This is a genomic window from Streptomyces lydicamycinicus (genome assembly GCF_000829715.2).
Classification (GTDB): Bacteria; Actinomycetota; Actinomycetes; order Streptomycetales; family Streptomycetaceae; genus Streptomyces; species Streptomyces lydicamycinicus.
Window position 1 is genome coordinate 258,498 of sequence record NZ_BBNO01000001.1, and the last position, 15,672, is coordinate 274,169.

A 15,672-nucleotide genomic window follows, 5' to 3' on the forward strand; every position below is an offset into this window, starting at 1 on the left:
GGTGGACGGCGTTCGGGCGGGCCGGGGTGTCGTGGCCCTGAGGCGGGTCACAGGGGCACCGGGGTGGGGTCCCAGGCGGTCAGCGGCAGAAAGCCGCGATGGCCGCATTCGCCGAAGACCGTGATCGGGGCCCCGCCCGACAGGGCGACCAGCTGCCACAGGCTCGTCCGGCCGACGCAGCGCGGGTCGAGCGGGAGTGCCGACTCGCCGTCCGCGTCGGCCAGTTGCCAGCCCGTCCCGTCGCGGCTCGGTATCGGGGTGACCTCGCTGAGCACCACCGGCCAGGAATCCAGCCACGGGTCGTCGCGCAGCGCATCGCCGTAGGCGGCCAGGGCGGCGTCGATGCCACCGCCGGGGGGTACCGGCCCGTGGGTCACCGGGGCGTGCCGCTCACCGAAGACGGCACGCAGCGGGCGGGCACCCGGGTAGTAGGCGAGGTCCGCGTCGAGCACCAGGCCGGGCGGCAGCGCCAGGTCCAGGGGGCGGCCGGTGGAGCCGCCGAAGGAGAGATGCAGCGCCATCCGGCCGGTCCGCTCGCCCCGCAGAAAGATTCTGCGGGTGAGCAACTTGCCGTCATCGCTGTCCTGTTGGGCGAGCACCAGCCAGCGGTCCCGGACGGTCGCCGTATCGGAGCCGGTCAGCAGGTCCGCCGCTTCCGTGGTCAGCCCGACGCGCGCGCGGACCGTCGCCGCGAGCGGGCCCGGCAGCCGCTCGATGCCGAGGAACCCCTGGTCGAGGAGGTGCAGCAGGGCACACTCCTCCAGCATCCGGGCCGGCCAGTCCGGCCCGGACGCCACTACTGACGACAACTCCCTTACCCGCGCGGCGAGTCCGGGGGCCTGGGCGTCGACCATGCGGGCCGCCGTCTCGTCCCAGGAGCCGCCCCCGCTCCCGTCCGACGCCAGTCCGGACCGGAGCAGATCCTCCAGCCGCTGTTCCAGCTCCGTGGCGCCGGCGCCGATCCGCTGCATCCGGCGCTCCGCCCGCCGCCGGGCGGCCTCCGGGTCCGCGGGTGCACGCGACGGGGCGCCCGCGCCCGAGGGCGCGCCCGCGGCCCGCCCGGCCCGCTCCCGCCGTCCGGCCAGCCACTCGCCCGCCCAGGGGGACGGCTCCCCGGCCGGCACCTCTCCGCCGTCGCCCGCCCAGAGCAGCAGCAGCCCCAGGGCGTGCTTGCAGGGAAACTTACGACTGGGGCAACTGCACGTGAAGGCGGGCCCGTTGAGGTCCACGACCGTTTGATACGGCTTCTTGCCGCTGCCCTTGCACCGCCCCCACACCGCGCCCCCGTCCGCGCCCGTTTCCGACCACGGTCCGGGCGCCGCGAGCTTGCCGCCCGCTCTGTGTGATGCCTCGTCAGGTGCCAGTGCGAGCACCTGATCCGTCGTCCAGCGTTCCCCCTGCGGATTCATGTCTCCGACGCTACGGCGCCCCACTGACAATCGCCGTGGGCCGCGAGGAACTCGCAGGCCAGAGCCGCTTTTCGGGTGATTGTCAGTGGCGTGGTGCAGGGTGGATTCCGCAAGCGGCCGCCGCGATTGCGAGGTGCCGGCCGCACACCGTGCGACGAGGGGGAGCCATGTCCGCGAACAGCTTCGGGACGACCGACGACAAGAGCCGGCAGACCGCGGGGGCGGCGCCAAAAGCCGCGGGCGGCGAGGCGCTGCGGCCGCATGCCGAGGACAGTTTCGCGGGCGAGCTGCGGGCCCTCGCGGCGGCCGACGACCGGCCGCGGCCGGAGCGCTGGCGGCTCTCGCCGTGGGCGGTCGCGACCTATCTCCTCGGCGGCGCCCTCCCCGACGGCACGGTCATCACCCCCAAGTACGTCGGCCCGCGCCGGATCGTCGAGGTCGCCGTGACCACCCTCGCAACGGACCGCGCACTGCTCCTGCTGGGCGTGCCCGGTACCGCCAAGACCTGGGTGTCCGAGCATCTGGCGGCCGCCGTCAGCGGTGATTCCACCCTCCTGGTGCAGGGCACCGCCGGCACCCCTGAAGAGGCGATCCGCTACGGCTGGAACTACGCCCAGCTGCTCGCGCAGGGCCCCAGCCGCGAGGCGCTGGTGCCCAGCCCGGTGATGCGCGCGATGGCGCAGGGCATGACCGCGCGGGTCGAGGAGCTGACTCGTATCCCCGCCGACGTACAGGACACGCTCATCACCGTCCTGTCGGAAAAGACCCTGCCCATCCCGGAGTTGGGGCAGGAGGTGCAGGCGGTCCGCGGCTTCAATCTGATCGCCACCGCCAACGACCGCGACCGGGGGGTCAACGAACTCTCCAGCGCGCTGCGCCGCCGCTTCAACACCGTCGTACTGCCGCTGCCCGCCACCCCGGACGAGGAGGTGGACATCGTCTCCCGCCGGGTCGAGCAGCTCGGGCGCTCGCTGGACCTCCCGGCCGGACCGGAGGGCCTGGACGAGATCCGCCGGGTCGTCACGGTCTTCCGCGAACTGCGGTCCGGCCTCACCACCGACGGCCGGACCAAGCTCAAGTCGCCGTCCGGCACCCTCTCCACGGCCGAGGCCATCTCGGTGGTGACGAACGGGCTGGCGCTGGCCACCCACTTCGGTGACGGTGTGCTGCGCTCCGGCGACGTGGCCGCGGGGATCCTCGGCGCCGTGGTCCGCGACCCCGCGGCCGACCGGGTCGTATGGCAGGAGTATCTGGAGACCGTGGTGCGCGAGCGCGACGGCTGGAAGGACTTCTACCGCGCCTGCCGCGAGGTGAGCGCATGAGCGAGCGCAGCGGGCGAACGACCCACAGGGGCGGGCCGGTGCTGCTCGGGGTGCGCCATCACGGCCCCGGATCGGCACGGGCGGTGCGGGCCGCCCTGGAGCAGTGCAGGCCGGCCGCTGTCCTGATCGAGGGGCCGCCGGAGGCGGACGAACTGGTGCCGCTGGCCGCACAGGAGGGGATGCGGCCGCCCGTCGCGCTGCTCGCCCATGTGCAGGACGACCCCGGCCGCGCCGCGTTCTGGCCGCTGGCCGAGTTCTCCCCGGAGTGGGTGGCGATGCGCTGGGCGCTGGCGCACGGCGTCCCCGTCCGTTTCATCGATCTGCCCGCGGCGCACTCCCTGGCGCAGAGGGACGACGAGGGGACGGCGGACGATCAGGAGGCGGCGGACGAGGTGACCGGCGGGCAGGAGGCCCGCTCCGGTGCCGAGGCGCGGATCGATCCGATCGGGGTGCTGGCCGAGGCGGCCGGGTACGACGACCCCGAGCGCTGGTGGGAGGACGTGATCGAGCACCGCGGGAGCGGGGGAGCCGGCGCGGACGCGCTGGCGCCGTTCGCCGCGCTGGCCGAGGCGATGGGCGCGCTGCGGGAGACCTACGGCGACGGGGGCCATGACCGCGACCCGGCGCGGGAGGCCCATATGCGGCTCCGGCTGAGGGCCGCGCGACGGGAGTTCGGGGACGACCTCGCCGTGGTGTGCGGCGCCTGGCACGTCCCCGCCCTGGCGCGGCGCACCACGCTGACCGCCGACCGGCAGCTGCTCAAGGGCCTGCCGAAGGTGAAGACGGCGGTGACCTGGGTGCCCTGGACACACCGCCGGCTCTCCCGCCGCAGCGGCTACGGCGCCGGAATCGCCTCCCCCGGCTGGTACGGCCATCTTTTCAGCGCCCCCGACCGCCCGGTGGAACGCTGGCTGACCAAGGTCGCCGGGCTGCTCCGCGAGGAGGACTACGCCGTCTCGTCGGCGCAAGTCATCGAAGCGGTGCGGCTCGCCGAGGGGCTGGCCACGGTCCGCGGCCGCCCGCTCGCCGGGCTGACGGAGCTGGACGACGCGGTGCGCGCCGTCATGGGCGACGGCACCGATGCCCCGTCCTCGCTGATCCATGACCGGCTGGTGGTCGGGGAGGTGCTGGGCGAGGTCCCGGAGGACGCCCCCGCGGTGCCGCTGCAACAGGACATCGACCGCAGCCGCCGGACGCTGCGGCTCAAACCCGAGGTGCTGGAACGGGAACTGGAACTGGATCTGCGCAAGGAGACCGACGCCGGGCGCAGCAGGCTGCTGCACCGGCTGCGGCTGCTCGGCATCCCCTGGGGCGAGCCCACCCGCTCCCGCGGCAGCACGGGCACCTTCCGGGAGACCTGGCGGCTGCGCTGGGAGCCGGAGCTCGCCGTACGGGTCGCGGAGGCCGGCATCTGGGGCACGACCGTGCTCTCGGCCGCCACCGCCAAGGCCGCGTCCGAGGCGGCCGGGGCGGCCGGCCTCGCCGAGGTCACGGCGCTCGCCGAGCGCTGTCTGCTCGCCGAACTCCCCGACGCCCTCCCGGTGGTGATGCAGGCGCTCGCGGACCGCGCGGCGCTGGACGCGGACGTGGGCCATCTCGCCCAGGCGCTGCCCGCTCTCGTACGGTCCGTGCGCTACGGCGATGTGCGCGGCACGGACGCCGCCGCGCTCCGCGAGGTGGCCACGGGCCTGGCCGAACGGGTCTTCGTCGGACTGCCACCGGCCTGCCTGGGGCTGGACGCCGACGGTGCCGCCGAGATGCGCGGTCATCTCGACGCCACCCACCAGGCCGTCGGCCTGCTCGGCCGGCCGGAGAGCGAGCGGCAGGCGGGAGGGGAGCTGCGGGCCCGTTGGGCCGGAGTGCTGCGGGCGGTCAGCGAACGGGACGCCGTGCCGGGTCTGCTCCGCGGCCGGGCGACCCGGCTCCTCCTGGACGACGGCGAGTTGGGCGACGGGGGAGCGGAGCGGCTGATGGCACTCGCCCTGTCGCCGGGCAACCCGCCCACCGATGCCGCCGGCTGGATCGAGGGCTTCGCCGGCGGGGGGGACGGCGGCATGCTGCTGGTCCACGACGCCCGCCTGCTGGCGCTGGTCGACGGCTGGCTGACCGGTGTGCCGGACGCCGCGTTCACCGACGTCCTCCCGCTGCTGCGCCGCACCTTCGCGGAGTACGAGACCGGAGTGCGGCGCACCCTCGGCGAGCTGGTCCGCCGCGGTCCCGCGACGGCACCCCGCCACCCGGTCGGCGACGCCCCGGACGCGGCCGTGCCCGGCTTCGGCCCCGGCCTGGACCGCGACCGTGCCGCGGCCGTCCTCCCCACGCTCCGCATGCTGCTGGGCATCGGACAGCACGGCTTCGACGACGAGCAACCGGACCCATCCCGCCCGGCCGGCGACTCCCGGCCGGCCGACGACCTCACGGGGGCACGGACATGACCACCACGACACCGGACCCGACGGCCCCGGCCACGCCCACGGCCACCACCCCGGCAACGACGACGGCCCCGGGCGAGGACCCGGCCACCACACTCGCCGCCGCGCCCGACACCCCCGAGGCCGAACGGCTGCGCCGCTGGCGGCTGGTGCTCGGTGGTGGCGGCGCGGACGGCACGGGGTGTGCGCTCAGCGGCCGGGACGCCGCGATGGACGGCGCGCTGGCCTCGCTCTACGGCCGGGAGAGCGGCCGCGGCGCCAAGGGGGCCGACGGCGGCAGGCGTTCGGCGGGGCTCGGAGCCTCGGCGCCCGGGGTGGCCCGCTGGCTCGGCGACATCCGGACGTACTTCCCGTCATCCGTGGTGCAGGTGATGCAGCGGGACGCCATCGACCGGCTGGGGCTGTCCGCGCTGCTGCTGGAGCCGGAGATGCTGGAGGCCGTCGAGGCGGATGTGCATCTCGTGGGCACCCTGCTGTCGCTCAACAAGGTCATGCCGGAGACCACCAAGGAGACCGCCCGCGCCGTCGTCCGCAAGGTCGTCGAACAGCTGGAGAAGAAGCTGGCGCAGCGCACCCGCGCCACCCTCACCGGCGCACTGGACCGCTCCGCCCGTATCAGCCGGCCGCGCCACCGCGACATCGACTGGGACCGCACGATCCGGGCGAACCTCAAGCACTACCTCCCCGAGTACCGCACGGTCGTGCCGGAGCGGCTGATCGGCTACGGCCGCGCCGCGCAGTCGGTGAAGAAGGACGTGGTGCTCTGCATCGACCAGTCCGGTTCGATGGCCGCCTCGGTCGTCTACGCCTCGGTGTTCGGCGCGGTCCTGGCCTCCATGCGGACCCTCGACACCCGGCTGGTCGTCTTCGACACCTCGGTGGTCGATCTGACGGACCAACTCGACGACCCGGTCGATGTCCTCTTCGGCACCCAACTCGGCGGCGGCACGGACATCAACCGCGCGCTCGCCTACTGCCAGGCCCGTATCACCCGCCCCGCCGACACCGTCGTCGTCCTCATCAGCGACCTCTACGAGGGCGGTATCCGGGACGAGATGCTCAAGCGGGTGGCCGCGATGAAGGCGTCCGGTGTGCAGTTCGTGACGCTGCTCGCACTGTCCGACGAGGGGGCGCCCGCCTACGACCGGGACCACGCGGCGGCCCTCGCGGCCCTGGGCGCACCGGCGTTCGCCTGCACTCCGGACCTCTTCCCGGACGTGATGGCGGCCGCGATCGAGAAACGGCCGCTGCCCATACCGGACATGGCGGAGCAACGGTGACAGGTGCCCCGGGGGGACTTGCGCGGCACCTGGTTGCCCATGCAAGTATCAGCTCATCGCTCGATCGCCCGCGACGCGCGTGACGCCAGGGACATGTCCCTCGGGTGTCCCCGTCCGTATGGGAAGGTCCCCCTTGTCTGCTGTGTTCGCCCTGCCTGCCACTGTGCGCCTGCCGCGCACGGTGGCCGTGCGGCGTGCGCTGCTGGCCGGGCTCTTCCTGGCGGGCTTCGTCGCCCTCGGCTTCGCCTTCGGTCCCGGCGCCCATGCCGACGACCGCGCGCAGAGCGCGGAGCTGTCCGGGGCCTCGGCCCCGGCGCGGCCCGCGGCCGAGGCGTCCACCCCGGACCGGGCCGCCACCCGGGACGGGGCGAGCCGGCTGTCCGGTTCCCGCGCCGCGGTCACCGACCGGGGCGAGGAGACCGGTGCGCGGTTCGCCGAGCGCACCCACGCCGCGTCCGACGGGGTGGCGAAGGCCGTCCGGCCCACCGCCGAGCAGACCGCACCGGTCACCGAGCCGGTGAGCCGCGTCGTACGGGAGATCGGGGACTCGGCCGGTGCCGCGCTGCCCGTGCACCTCCCGTCCGGTGAGCGCACCGAACACCCCGGAGACGGCGGCCCGCACGGGCACGGCCGTACGCCGGGCGAGGCACCGTCGGCCGGTTCGCGGACCGCCGCCACGGCCGACCGCGCTGCCGTCGCCGAGGCGGTGCAGCTCCTCGACGACCTGCACCAGCCGGTCTCCGAGGGCTCCTCGGCTGTTCACGAGCAGCGGGACCCGGGCCACGACGGCCTTCCGGGGTACCCGCAGGGCCCGGTGGCGCCCACCTCGCACACCGCCGGTGACGGCCACGGCCCCCGTGGCGGGGACCAGTACGCCGCCGCCCCGGCGGACCCCACGCGCTTCCGGCTGCTGCCCGGTGGCGTCCGCACGGCCGATGGCGCTCCGACGCGTCGGCGTGCCGAAGAAATCCTCGAATTCCCGGGCTAGGGCAGACCGCTCCGCGTCTGTAACTGGACCTGCCGCGCGGGGGCGGGACAGGTCTGCCCGTCAAACCCCTCCGAATTCGAAGGACTTCACCTCCATGCGCTCCACCATCCGTCGTTCCATCGTCGTTGCCGCTGCCGCCACCGGTCTGTGGGCCCTGGGCTCCGCCGCCGCCAACGCCGCCGAGCTGCCCGTCGGTTCGGACCTGCCGTCCACCGGCACGGTCACCGACACCGCCAAGCAGCTGCCCACCGGCGATCTGGCCGGCACCGCGACCAAGACCGCCGAGACCGCCGAGAAGACGGTCGGCGAGGTGGCGGGCAAGGCCACCGGCGCCCTCGGTGGTGTGTCGGCCCCGAACCTGCCCACCGGCAAGCTGCCGCAGACCGGCGACGTGACCGGCGCGGCCGACGGCGCCGGTCTGCCGGACACCGGTGAGGTGCGCAAGGCCGCCGGGCTGAAGCAGGCCAAGAAGGCCGTCAAGACCGTCAAGAAGGCCGCCAAGGGCGCCGACCTCGGCCAGGCCGGCCGCCTCACGGACGGCACGCTGCCCGCCGTTCCGAAGCTGCCCGCCACCCCGGGCGTCCCGTCCCTGCCCGGCACCCCGGCGCTGCCCAAGGCCCCCGCACTGCCCAAGGCCCCCGCACTGCCCAAGGCCCCTGGCTCGGCCGACAACCTGCTGGCCGGTCTCGCCGGTGCGGGCATCCGTCCCGAGCAGCTGACGAAGCAGGCCCAGGGTGCGCTGGCCACCGCGCGTCCGGTCGTCGACCAGACCGCCGCCGACGTGCTGCCGCCCGTCGCCCGCCGGGTCGTCATCAAGGTCGTGCCGGTCGCCCAGGGTGCGGTCGGCGGTGCCGGTCAGCTCGCCGGTGACGCGGCCGGCCAGGCCACCCCGTTCGTGACCGTCGTCGGCGGCCAGGCGCAGCTGTTCGCGCAGGGCGCCGCGAGCGACGCGGTGCCGTTCGCCCAGGGCGTGGCCACCGACGCGGTGCCGTTCGCGCAGGGTGAGGCCGGCAAGGCTGCCCCGTTCGCCCAGGGCAAGGCGGCCGACGCGGTGGCCTTCGCCCAGGGTGCGGCCGCTGACGCCGCCCCGTTCGCGCAGGGCCTGGCCACCGTCGTCGTGACCGACGCGCAGGGCACCGCGGGCCAGGCCGTCACCGGCGTCCGCAGCCTGACCCCGGCGAAGTCCGTGCCGGCCACCCCGTCCGTGCCGGCCACCCCGTCCGTCCCGGCCGTGCCCGCCGTTCCGGCCGCCCCGGCCGTGCCCGCCGTGCCCGCCGTGCCGGCCAACGTGACCGACGCCCTCCCGGCCGCCCCGGCCATGCCCGCCGTCCCGGCCAACGTCACCGACGCCCTCCCGGCCACCCCGGCCGTCCCGTCCGTGCCCGCCGTCCCGGCCGCCCCCGCGGTGCCCGCCGTCCCGGCCAACGTCACCGACGCCGTCGCCGTCCCGGCCGTGCCCGCCGACCTGGCCGACCTGACCAACGCCGCCAACATCCCGGCGCTGCCGGCCCTCCCGGTTCAGGCCGTCTGAGCCGCAGCCGGCACCACCGGCTCCCGGTCGCGGCGGCGACCGATGCCGGAACACCCATGAACAGCCGGGCGGACCTCTGTGGGGGAGGTCCGCCCGGCCTTGGTGTATTTGCGCGGCAACAAGCCGCCGTCCACTACGAGTTGGGCACCCGCAGCCGTTCCCAGCTGACCCTCCCCGGCACCCCGTCCGCGTCCTTGCCACGGAAGCCGAGCTTGCGCTGCCAGGCCGCGTACGACGCGCGGTCCGCCTCGGTCCACTCCGGACCGGGGCCTTCTTCGTAGCGGTCGCACCCCTCGGCGACCAGCCGTTCACCCATCGCCGTGATCACCGGGCTGCTGGTCCCCGACCGGAAGAAGTCCCGGCCCGGAAACGGTTCGTACCGCGGATGCTGCGGTTCCGGCGGCGTCGGCCCCGAGCCGTCCGGCTCCGTGCCGTCCGTTTCCGGCGCGCCCTCCGCCGGCTTCGCCAGCCGCTTCTTGACCCGGCCGCGCAGGTCATCCATCGCGATACCGCGCGGATCGACCTTCCCGGGCTGCCACTCCTTGTGGCCTATCACCGAGCGTTCGTTCCAGCCGTGCGCCCGGCAGATCGCGGCCGACACCTTCTCCATGGCGACCCGCTGCTCCTCGGGCCACGGGTCCTTGCCGTCCCCGAGGTTGATGCACTCGAAGCCGTAGAAGTGACGGTTGCCGTCGGTGTCCGCCTCGTTGTCCGTCGGCAGGTCCGGGTCCTCGTTGATCACCGCGCGCAGTACGTCACCGTCGCCGAGCCCGGCGTGGTTGGCGCGGCCGTTGCCGACGAGATGGACCTCGCCCTTTTTGTCGATCACGCCCAGACACAGCGGCCCCGGCAGATCGGAGCGCCCGTCGTAGCAGAGGTCCACCGAACTGTCGGTGCCCTCCGTGGCGGTGTGGTGGATCATCACGCCGTGCGTCGGGCCCCAGGGGCCCTTCGCATTGCGATTGTGCGTACGCCAGCTGCGGACCTCATGGACCACCAGGCCCTCGTCGCGCAGTGCCTTCAGCAGCCGGCTCGCGGTCAGCGGGGTGGCCATCAGGCGATTCCTTCCTCGTCGACCGCGGCTGCGGCCGGGGCGGCGCAGCCGGTGATCCGTATCGGCCGGTGGAGCGGTGCGCGCCGGGTGCGTCGGCGAAAGCGGTCACGGGCCGGTTGACGGACGGGGTGACGGATGGGGTGACGGTGGTGATGCCGCGGATGCGGCGGGGAAGCTCTTCCGCATAAACGGGGGAGAGGTCGTATGTGTCGGCATTCCCCGCCAATCCCTTCGGGCGCCGAGTGCGAGGACACCGGGAAATCGAGAAAGGGGACGGAGGGCGGCCGCCGGGGCGTGTGACTCCTGGTGCGTAAGTATGCGTATGTGCTCAACACAGTGTCCGTAAGCGGGAGTTGAAGGGTCAAGAGGCCATTCCGGACACCGCCTGCGGAGGTCTTGTGCACGGGAGTCGCCACTTCTTCCCAACTGGATTCCCGCGGTACCGGAACCGGAATCGCCTGAGACGGGGCGCACGGGGGCGTATCGGGAGGAGAGCGCGAACCGCGCGCAACATGCGAGCGCACGGTGAGTGACAACGGAGTCGGCGGCCGGCCGGGCGCGGAGCACATCCGTGCCACATATGCGTGCGGGACGGAGGAAATCCACCCGACAACATGCGGAAATCCCAGGGAGGCGTAACTTGGCCAAAAGATCTGTGATGGTAATCACCGCTGGAGTGTGATCTGCGATTTAGGGCGTCAGCTCCTGCGGCGATAACCTGCCGGACGGACATGCCGCGTATCCGGTCTCCGTGTACGCCTCCCCTGTGACAGCGCCGTCACGTTGCCCTTCGCGGCACGCCCATCGCAGACGAACGAACCGCGATCACTACGGCGATTCTGAGAAGACAAGGGACGGACGCGCGTGGACCTGTTCGAGTACCAGGCGAGGGACCTCTTCGCCAAGCACGGTGTACCGGTGCTGGCCGGTGAAGTCATCGACACGCCTGAGGCGGCGCGCGAGGTGACCGAGCGGCTCGGCGGCCGGTCGGTCGTCAAGGCGCAGGTCAAGGTGGGTGGCCGAGGCAAGGCCGGCGGCGTCAAGCTGGCCTCCGACCCGCAGGACGCGGTCGACAAGGCCGGCCAGATCCTCGGTATGGACATCAAGGGCCACACGGTCCACAAGGTGATGCTGGCCGAGACCGCGCCGGAGATCGCCGAGGAGTACTACGTCTCGTACCTCCTCGACCGCACCAACCGCACCTTCCTGGCCATGGCCTCCGTCGAGGGCGGCATGGACATCGAGGAGGTCGCGGCCACCAAGCCCGAGGCCCTCGCCAAGATCCCGGTGAACGCCAACGAGGGTGTCACCAAGGAGAAGGCCCAGGAGATCGTCGCCGCGGCGAAGTTCCCGGCCGAGGTCGCCGACCAGGTCGCCGACGTGCTCGTCACCCTGTGGAAGACCTTCATCGCCGAGGACGCGCTCCTCGTCGAGGTCAACCCCCTGGCCAAGGTCGCCAGCGGCGAGGTCATCGCCCTCGACGGCAAGGTCTCCCTGGACGCCAACGCCGAGTTCCGTCAGCCGGAGCACGAGGCGCTGGAGGACAAGGACGCAGCCAACCCGCTCGAGGCTGCGGCCAAGGCCAAGGGTCTGAACTACGTCAAGCTCGACGGCCAGGTCGGCATCATCGGCAACGGCGCGGGTCTCGTCATGAGCACCCTGGACGTCGTCGCCTACGCCGGCGAGAAGCACAACAACGTCAAGCCCGCCAACTTCCTCGACATCGGTGGCGGCGCCTCCGCCGAGGTCATGGCGAACGGCCTGGAGATCATCCTCGGCGACCCGGACGTCAAGTCCGTCTTCGTCAACGTCTTCGGTGGCATCACCGCCTGTGACGAGGTCGCCAACGGCATCGTTCAGGCCCTGGAGCTGCTCAAGTCCAAGGGCGAGGACGTCAACAAGCCCCTGGTCGTGCGCCTCGACGGCAACAACGCGGAGCTCGGTCGCGAGATCCTGTCGAAGGCCAACCACCCGCTGGTGCAGCGTGTGGACACCATGGACGGCGCGGCCGACAAGGCCGCCGAGCTGGCTGCTAAGTAAAGGACGAGGACACAACAACCATGGCTATCTTCCTGACCAAGGAAAGCAAGGTCATCGTCCAGGGCATGACCGGTGCCACTGGCATGAAGCACACCAAGCTGATGCTCGGTGACGGCACCAACATCGTCGGCGGTGTGAACCCGCGCAAGGCCGGCACGAGCGTCGACTTCGACGGCACCGAGGTACCCGTCTTCGGCTCCGTCGCCGAGGCGATGGAGAAGACCGGCGCCAACGTGTCCGTGCTCTTCGTGCCGCCGGCCTTCGCCAAGGCCGCCGTCGTCGAGGCGATCGACGCCGAGATCCCGCTGGCCGTCGTGATCACCGAGGGCATCGCGGTCCACGACTCCGCCGCCTTCTGGGCGTACGCCCAGGCCAAGGGCAACAAGACCCGGATCATCGGCCCGAACTGCCCCGGCCTGATCACCCCCGGCCAGTCCAACGCCGGCATCATCCCGGGCGACATCACCAAGCCCGGCCGCATCGGTCTCGTGTCCAAGTCCGGCACGCTGACCTACCAGATGATGTACGAGCTCCGTGACATCGGCTTCTCCTCGGCCGTCGGCATCGGTGGCGACCCGGTCATCGGCACCACGCACATCGACGCCCTGGAGGCGTTCGAGGCCGACCCCGACACCGACCTGATCGTGATGATCGGCGAGATCGGCGGCGACGCCGAGGAGCGTGCGGCCGACTTCATCAAGGCCAACGTCTCCAAGCCGGTCGTCGGCTACGTCGCGGGCTTCACCGCGCCCGAGGGCAAGACCATGGGCCACGCCGGCGCCATCGTCTCCGGCTCCTCCGGCACCGCCCAGGCGAAGAAGGAGGCCCTGGAGGCCGCCGGCGTCAAGGTCGGCAAGACCCCGTCCGAGACCGCGCGGCTGGCCCGCGAGATCCTCGGCGGCTGATTGGCGTTCCCGCGCCGCCGGATCCGTCCTGCGGCGCAGTGCTCCGGACGCGGGCCCGTACCCCTTGGGGTGCGGGCCCGCGCCCGTTCCGGGGGCCCGTAAGGATCAGCGGAGCTCGGGGGCCAGCCGGGCCTGCCGGATCTTCTTCCGTACGGCCGCGTTCCCCTGCTCCCGTGCCGCGTTCCGCTGGTCCCGTGCTGCGTTCCGGTGATCCCGGGCCTCCGTGCCCCGGTGCCGGGCCGGTGCCGTCCGGGTGTGCGCCGCGGTCGCCCGGGCCCGCTCCGGCGGCGTGTAGTGGTCCGGGGTGAGAGCCATCATCACCAGCGTCACCAGCGCGAACAGCCCGGTTCCCCCGAAGACTGCCCGGGTGGTCAGCCGGGCGCTGCGCTCGCTGCCGCTCCGCACGTCTTGCGCAGCGGGCGGCGTCGCCCGCGCCACGGCCGGCAGCGCGGTGATCCGGGCCCGCAGGATCTCGCCCTGCCGTGCCGGCGGCTGCCCGTCGAGCCCCAGCCCCGGCACCAGCCCGGCGAGCCGCTCGCGTGCGTGTGCCAGCCGCGCCGCCGTGGCCGGGACGCTCGCCTCGATCTCGGCCGCGGTCTCCGCCGGCCCGAGCCCGACCACGTCGTGCAGCAGCAGCACCCGCCGGTACGGGGCGGGCAGGCGCAGCAGGGCCGGCAGCAGCGCGCGGTCCGACGGCCCGGCGGCCGACGCCCTCCGCAGGCCGCGGGCGGTCCGCAGCCCGGGGCAGAGCCGGTGCCACGGCGTCAGCGCGTACTCGTACACCGCCGCCCGCACCCACCCCACCGGATCCGGATCCACCGCGACCTCCGGCCAGCGCTGCCAGGCCAGCCGGAACCCCCGCTCCACGGCCCGCCGGGCGAGCCACGGCCGCCCGGTGAGCAGATACGCCTGCTGGGTCAGCGCCGCTGCGTGCCGGGTGTGGAGATCGTCGAAGGCGGTGGCGGCCTGCTCGCGCTGGGTCATACAGAGCAGTGTGGAAAACCCGCCGCGTCGGCGCGGTGCGACACGTCGGGCATTTCACCAGTACATGGCCGAAAGGTGTCTTGTTGGCAGCATGGCGGCGTGAGCCAGTTGATCGAGCGCGGCCCCACGTTGTCCTCGCACGGCCGGACCGCCGCCCAGCGTTCCTCCGCGATCGGCGCGGCCTTCCTCGGCGGTGTGACGGCCGCCGGTCTCGGCCTCGGCGCGCTGACGGTCGCCGTGCTGCTGCTCTGGGTCGCCTCCCCCTACCCCGACAGCGGCCCCTCCCGGGCCCTGCATCTCGCCGCCGACCTGTGGCTGCTGGCGCACGGCGGCGACCTCGTACGCACCACCGCCCACGCCGCCGCCCCGGTCGCCGTGCCCCCGCTGCTGCTCGCCGTCCTCCCGGTATGGCTGCTCCACCGCGCCGCCCGGCACGCCCTGGCCACCTCGGCCGACGGCCCGCCCGGCCCCGCCCCGTCCACCGGCCACGCCGCGGACGCCGCCCACCGGGTCGCGCCGCGCACCCTGCTCGGTGCGCTGCTCGCCGGGTATCTGCTGATCGTGGCCGGTGCGCTGATCTACGCCTCGGGCGGACGGCTGCGGGCCGAGCCGCTCAGCGTGCTGCTGTGCGTACCGGCCACCACCGCCGCCATCCTCGGCGGCACGGCCTGGCGCCTCCTCCGTCACCCCGGCACCGAGCTGCTGCCCGCCAAGGTCCTGCGGCTCAGGTCCAGGGCACCGCGCCGGCTCCGGGCCTTCCTCGGCGGCTCCCGGGTCGCCGCCGCCCGCCGAGGCACCGTCTGCCGGGCCGCCGGCGCCGCCCTCGGCGCCCTGCTGGCGGCCGGCGGTCTGCTCACCCTGCTCTCGCTCGGCCTGCACGCGGGCCGGGTACGCCATGACCTCCTCCAGCTGGCGCCCGACTGGGCGGGCCGCGCCACGGTGCTGCTGCTGTGCCTGGCCCTGCTCCCGAACGCGGCCGTCTGGGGCGCCGCGTACGGCCTGGGGCCGGGGTTCACCGTCGGAGCGGGCAGCACGGTCGCCCCGCTGGGGACCTCGGTACATCCCGTGCTGCCGCAGCTGCCATTGCTCAGCGGGCTGCCGGACGCCGGCCCCGGAAATCCGCTGACCTGGGCGGTGGCCGTCGTGCCCGTGGTGGCGGGAGTGCTGCTCGCCCGTGAAGCGGCCCGCTCCGCCACCGCGCCGAGTTCCCCGGGAGCCCCCTGGTCCTGGTGGGCGACGGCCTGTGTGGCGGCCCTGGGGGCCGGTGTCTGCGGTGTGGTCATGGCCGCGCTCGCGGGCCTCGCCGGCGGCGCACTGGGCACCGGCGCGCTCGCCGCCTTCGGCCCGAGTTGGTGGCGTACGGGCCTGGCGGCAGCGGCCTGGACCGCCCTGACCGGCATCCCGGCCGCGGTCGCGCTACGGGCCTGGTGGCTGCGGGCCCGGCGACGGGAGGCCGAGGCTCCGCGGCACGAGCCGGCACCGCAGGAGCCGGTGAGCGCGAAGGGCGAGGGCGGTGCCGCGACGGGCGACGGAGACGCCGCCGCGAAGGACGACAGTGGCACCGGCAGCGGCACCGAGAACGACCGGGGCACCGAGAACGACAGCGACGGCACGGGCCCGCCCGGCGCCCTCGCCGCGGTCCGGTGCGGCACGACCGTGCCGCCCGGGGGCACGGGGAACGGCGCGACCGGCCCCGACGCACCCGCGGACGACTGACGGCTCGGACC

At 73.9% G+C, this 15,672-nt stretch carries 11 protein-coding genes; 8 read left to right on the forward strand and 3 right to left on the reverse strand.

The annotated features are described in order from the left end of the window. Positions 1-47 precede the first annotated feature (47 nt). Complete coding sequence (locus tag TU31_RS01115; protein WP_042147449.1) at positions 48-1,409, reverse strand: SWIM zinc finger family protein; 1,362 nt, start codon at positions 1,407-1,409, stop codon at positions 48-50. 167 nt (positions 1,410-1,576) lie between these two features. On the opposite strand from TU31_RS01115, the gene TU31_RS01120 reads away from it, so the two are divergent. From TU31_RS01120 to TU31_RS37775, 5 genes are all read left to right on the forward strand, one after another. After that, positions 1,577-2,731, forward strand: a complete 1,155-nt coding sequence (locus TU31_RS01120; protein ID WP_042147452.1) for an ATP-binding protein — start codon at positions 1,577-1,579, stop codon at positions 2,729-2,731. Then, complete coding sequence (locus tag TU31_RS01125; RefSeq protein ID WP_042147455.1) at positions 2,728-5,166, forward strand: DUF5682 family protein; 2,439 nt, start codon at positions 2,728-2,730, stop codon at positions 5,164-5,166. The genes TU31_RS01120 and TU31_RS01125 overlap by 4 nt, the downstream gene beginning before the upstream one ends. Then, positions 5,163-6,443: a VWA domain-containing protein gene (locus TU31_RS01130; RefSeq protein WP_078885487.1), complete on the forward strand. Its 1,281-nt coding sequence runs from the start codon at positions 5,163-5,165 to the stop codon at positions 6,441-6,443. The genes TU31_RS01125 and TU31_RS01130 overlap by 4 nt, the downstream gene beginning before the upstream one ends. Positions 6,444-6,576: 133 nt before the next feature. After that, on the forward strand, positions 6,577-7,431 hold the full coding sequence (locus tag TU31_RS01135) for a hypothetical protein (protein ID WP_158894197.1): 855 nt from the start codon (positions 6,577-6,579) through the stop codon (positions 7,429-7,431). A gap of 94 nt (positions 7,432-7,525) precedes the next feature. Further along, the gene (locus TU31_RS37775; protein WP_042147462.1) at positions 7,526-8,962 is read left to right on the forward strand and encodes a hypothetical protein; all 1,437 of its coding nucleotides are present in this window, start codon (positions 7,526-7,528) and stop codon (positions 8,960-8,962) included. Between the two features lie 133 nt (positions 8,963-9,095). Here the strand turns inward: TU31_RS37775 and TU31_RS01145 are convergent, their stop codons facing one another. Continuing rightward, positions 9,096-10,016 (reverse strand): peptidoglycan-binding protein, encoded by a 921-nt coding sequence (locus TU31_RS01145; RefSeq protein WP_042147464.1) that lies wholly within the window; start codon positions 10,014-10,016, stop codon positions 9,096-9,098. An 864-nt stretch (positions 10,017-10,880) separates the two neighbouring features. Between TU31_RS01145 and sucC the strand changes: the two genes are divergently transcribed. Further along, on the forward strand, positions 10,881-12,056 hold the full coding sequence (sucC, locus tag TU31_RS01150; RefSeq protein ID WP_042147467.1) for an ADP-forming succinate--CoA ligase subunit beta: 1,176 nt from the start codon (positions 10,881-10,883) through the stop codon (positions 12,054-12,056). Between the two features lie 20 nt (positions 12,057-12,076). After that, positions 12,077-12,961: a succinate--CoA ligase subunit alpha gene (gene sucD, locus TU31_RS01155; RefSeq protein WP_042147470.1), complete on the forward strand. Its 885-nt coding sequence runs from the start codon at positions 12,077-12,079 to the stop codon at positions 12,959-12,961. Between the two features lie 105 nt (positions 12,962-13,066). Here sucD and TU31_RS01160 read toward each other — a convergent pair whose 3' ends face one another. Continuing rightward, a complete protein-coding gene (locus TU31_RS01160; RefSeq protein ID WP_052718794.1) occupies positions 13,067-13,945 on the reverse strand; it encodes a sigma factor-like helix-turn-helix DNA-binding protein in 879 nt (292 codons plus the stop codon). Positions 13,946-14,044: 99 nt separating this feature from the next. Here TU31_RS01160 and TU31_RS01165 point away from each other — a divergent pair, with 99 nt between their 5' ends. After that, positions 14,045-15,661, forward strand: coding sequence for a cell division protein PerM (locus TU31_RS01165; RefSeq protein ID WP_245698368.1), 1,617 nt, complete (start codon positions 14,045-14,047; stop codon positions 15,659-15,661). Positions 15,662-15,672 lie beyond the last annotated feature (11 nt).